Genomic DNA, 3,935 nt, shown 5'->3' with positions numbered 1-3,935 from the left:
TGGCGCTGGCCGAAGTGCTGCCCGACCTGCAAGTGATTGGCATCACGGTGTCCCGTACCGACGAAGCCCAGCGCCCCAAGGTGCAGGGCCTGGCCGAACGTACCGCCGAACTGCTCGGCGTGCCGCTGCCGGACGCGTTCAAGGTGATCCTGTGGGACGAGTACTTCGCCCCCCGTTATGGCGAGCCGAGTGCCGGCACGCTGGCGGCGATCAAGCTGGTAGCCAGCCAGGAAGGCCTGCTGCTGGACCCGGTCTACACGGGCAAGGCCATGGCCGGGTTGCTGGATGGCATTGGACGCCAGCGCTTTGAAGAGGGGCCGATCATCTTCCTGCACACGGGTGGCGCACCGGCGTTGTTTGCTTATGATTCGAGCTTTTAATATTCCATAAAGAAATATCAATCTGATTTTATATTATTTTCAAGTCTTAAAAACCGGCTTTATAGTCGCGCCGTAGGCGAGCTTGATGGCGATACGCATGACTGGGCAGATCCAAAACACCGAGTTGATGCAATCGCGGGCAAGCCCGGCTCCCACACACGGCGCTTTTAAGGCAGGATACGACTACCGCGTCACCTGCATCGCTCAACATAAAAAACACAGGGGCTCTTCATGACTATTTCCGTATTCCGTCGCACGTTACTGGTTGGCACATTGGGGCTGGCGCTTGGCGCCGGGTGGCTCGGTCAGGCAGTTGCTGGCGAGCAGTTGGACAACATCAAGAAAGCCGGCGAAATCAAGATTGGCCTGGAAGGCACCTACCCGCCGTTCAGCTTCGTCGATGAAAGCGGCAAGCTCAGCGGTTTCGAGGTCGAGTTGTCCGAAGCGCTGGCCAAGAAGCTGGGCGTCAAGGTCAAGCTGCAAGCCACGCCGTGGGATGGCATCCTCGCCGCCCTGGAATCCAAGCGCCTGGACGCGGTCGTCAACCAGGTGACCATCTCCGATGCGCGCAAGGAAAAGTATGACTTCTCCAAGCCTTACACCGTCTCCGGGATCCAGGCGCTGACCCTGGCGAAGAACGTCGACACCATCAAGACCGCCGACGACCTGGCCGGCAAGAAAATCGGTGTGGGCCTGGGCACCAACTACGAACAATGGCTCAAGGAAAACCAACCGAAAGCCATCGTCAAAACCTACAACGATGACCCAACCAAGTTCCAGGACCTGCGCATCGGCCGTGTCGACGCCATCCTGATCGACCGCCTCGCCGCGCTGGAATACGCCAAGAAAGCCAAGGACACCGCCGCTGCAGGTGCTGCGTTCTCCCGTCAGGAAGCCGGTATTGCCCTGCGCAAAGGCGAGCCTGAACTGCTGGCCGCGGTGAACAAGGCTCTGGACGAACTGCGCGCCGACGGTACCTTGAAGAAGCTGTCCGAGAAGTACTTCAACGCTGACGTTACTCAATAATGGAAGCAGGTTTCCAACTCGCGCTGGACTCCGCGCCCTTTCTGCTCAAGGGCGCGTACTTCACGGTCATCCTTAGCCTCGGCGGGATGTTTTTCGGCTTGCTGCTGGGCTTCGGCCTGGCCTTGATGCGCCTGTCGCGCTTCAAGCTGTTGAGCTGGACCGCCCGCGTCTACGTGTCGTTCTTTCGCGGCACGCCCTTGCTGGTACAGCTGTTCCTGATCTACTACGGCTTGCCGCAAGTGGGCATCGAGCTGGATCCGATCCCGGCGGCCATGATCGGCTTCTCGCTGAACATGGCTGCTTACGCCTGTGAAATCCTGCGTGCCGCCATCGGTTCCATCGAGCGCGGCCAGTGGGAAGCTGCGGCCAGTATCGGCATGACCCGTGCGCAGACCCTGCGCCGGGCCATCCTGCCGCAGGCCATGCGCACGGCCTTGCCGCCGCTGGGCAACAGCTTTATTTCCCTGGTCAAGGACACCGCCCTGGCCGCCACCATCCAGGTGCCGGAGCTGTTCCGCCAGGCGCAATTGGTCTCGGCCCGTACCTTCGAAATTTTCACCATGTATCTGTCCGCCGCCTTGATCTACTGGATTCTTGCCAGCGTCCTGGCGCACGTGCAAAACCGCCTGGAAGCACGAGTCAACCGGCATGACCTGGAGTCTTGAAGCATGATCGTGGTTGAAAAACTGACCAAACAATTCAAGGGTCAGGTGGTGCTTAACGGGATCGACCTTGAGGTCAAGGAAGGCGAAGTCGTCGCCATCATCGGCCCCAGCGGTTCCGGCAAGACCACCTTGCTGCGCTGCCTGAATTTCCTCGAAGAACCCACCAGTGGCCGAATCAAGGTCGGTGACATCGAGATCGACAGCAGCCGCCCGCTCAACCAACAGCAAAGCTTGGTGCGGCGCCTGCGCCAGCACGTGGGTTTTGTGTTCCAGAACTTCAACCTGTTCCCGCACCGCACGGCCCTGGAGAACGTCATCGAAGGCCCGATCGTGGTCAAGAAGATGCCCCGGGCCGCCGCAGATGCCCTGGGCCGCAAGCTATTGGCCAGGGTTGGCCTGGCAGGCAAGGAAGACGCCTACCCACGCCGCCTCTCCGGTGGGCAGCAGCAACGGGTGGCCATTGCCCGGGCCCTGGCGATGGAGCCGGAGGTGATCCTGTTCGATGAGCCGACTTCGGCCCTGGACCCGGAGCTGGTAGGCGAAGTGCTGGCGACCATTCGCAGCCTCGCGGAAGAAAACCGCACCATGGTCATCGTGACCCACGAAATGAGTTTCGCCCGGGATGTGGCCAACCGGGTGATCTTCTTCGACAAGGGCGTCATTGTTGAACAAGGCGAAGCCAAGGCGCTGTTTGCCAACCCGAAAGAAGAACGTACCCGGCAGTTTCTCAGCAAGTTCATCAACAACTAACTTGCGCCGATTCATTGTAAGAAGCTTCGCTTTATAGAGTTGCCGAAAGGCAACTCGCCTCTTTAGTGTTTTTGGGGAAACACCCTTTATTCATTGGGTAAAAGTCCCCCTGAAGCACGCACTTGCAGCGCCCTCCCAGTAAGACCCTTCTGAATATTCCATAACCCCCTGTTTGCCCCGCCCAGCCTCTTGACGCCAACTAACCAAGCCTCTTATCTAACGTCCAGAGGATTGGATCCATTCTGGTTTTTTATTAAATCGTTTCTTTCGGACTACGTCGCCTGCCCGCGCCTGATGTCCGGAACGATTGCTGCTGGCTGCACCAAGGAGATTATTTATGAAGCGTATTTCCACCCAGGCGCTGCTCACTGCCCCGACCTTGCCCCAGGCCCATCGAGAAGGCATCAATGCCCTCGCTGCGACAAACCTGCAGGTCGACATCGCGCCTTACTGCGGCATGGACGAGGGCGACCTGATCGAGTTGTTCTGGAACAACTGCTTTGCCGCCTCCCGGCGCATCACCGCCGGCAAGATCGGCATGCCCACCAGCCTGCGAGTGCCGGAGAGCTTTGTGCAAAATGGCACGGCACGGATTCATTACCGGGTCATGCAGGTCGGCCACGGCCCGGCGCGCTCGGCCATCACCCGGGTGCAGGTCAAGACCGACTACCCCGGCGGCATGCCCTCGGCACTGAGCCTTGATGAAAACCAGAACCTGGCCGCCGTCAGCCTGCCCGAGACCATCCGTCGCCATGGCGTCAACAGCAGCCAGATCCGCCGTGGCGTGCCCCTGACCATCGAGCCGTACCTGAACATGGCGACCGATGACGAGATCACCCTGCGCTGGGGTGACGTGCGCCTGGACCTGCCGAGCATCCAGGCTGGCGATGTGGGCAAGGCGGTGCAGGTGTGGGTGCCGTCGGCCATCATTGTCGAAGCCGGGGATGACCATCGTCTCGAAGTGACCTACTGCATTCTCGACCGGGTCGGCAACAATTCAAGCTGGGCGCCAGCCCGCATCCTGCGCATCGCCGCGCTCGCTCCCCAGGCCCCGACCAGCCCCGCCAGGGCCCCGCTGGCCTACCAACCCCGTCGCCCCGGCTCGCCCTGTGAA

Annotated in this window: 5 protein-coding genes; all 5 read left to right on the top strand. The window is 60.4% G+C overall.

All coding sequences use genetic code 11. The features are described from left to right. On the top strand, positions 1–380 hold a 380-nt coding region (locus tag HX846_RS20220), incomplete at its 5' end, for a pyridoxal-phosphate dependent enzyme (protein ID WP_178965978.1). A 231-nt stretch (positions 381–611) separates the two neighbouring features. Further along, a complete protein-coding gene (gene tcyJ, locus HX846_RS20215; protein WP_003211859.1) occupies positions 612–1,406 on the top strand; it encodes a cystine ABC transporter substrate-binding protein in 795 nt (264 codons plus the stop codon). Beyond that, complete coding sequence (tcyL, locus tag HX846_RS20210; RefSeq protein WP_003211857.1) at positions 1,406–2,071, top strand: cystine ABC transporter permease; 666 nt, start codon at positions 1,406–1,408, stop codon at positions 2,069–2,071. Before tcyJ ends, tcyL begins: the two co-directional genes overlap by 1 nt. 3 nt (positions 2,072–2,074) lie before the next feature. Continuing rightward, positions 2,075–2,821, top strand: coding sequence for an L-cystine ABC transporter ATP-binding protein TcyN (tcyN, locus tag HX846_RS20205; RefSeq protein ID WP_134325540.1), 747 nt, complete (start codon positions 2,075–2,077; stop codon positions 2,819–2,821). Positions 2,822–3,158: 337 nt separating this feature from the next. Continuing rightward, a partial coding sequence (locus HX846_RS20200; protein WP_178965977.1) for a hypothetical protein occupies positions 3,159–3,935 on the top strand: 777 nt, incomplete at its 3' end.

Source organism: Pseudomonas sp. K5002 (assembly GCF_013386655.1).
Lineage (GTDB): Bacteria > Pseudomonadota > Gammaproteobacteria > Pseudomonadales > Pseudomonadaceae > Aquipseudomonas.
This window is presented reverse-complemented; position numbering and strand designations above follow the sequence as displayed.

Excerpts from the sequence above, each read along its gene's own strand:
- tcyJ (WP_003211859.1), top strand. The coding sequence starts at position 612 with ATGACTATTTCCGTATTCCGTCGCACGTTACTGGTTGGCACATTGGGG.
- tcyL (WP_003211857.1), top strand. The coding sequence starts at position 1,406 with ATGGAAGCAGGTTTCCAACTCGCGCTGGACTCCGCGCCCTTTCTGCTC.
- tcyN (WP_134325540.1), top strand. The coding sequence starts at position 2,075 with ATGATCGTGGTTGAAAAACTGACCAAACAATTCAAGGGTCAGGTGGTG.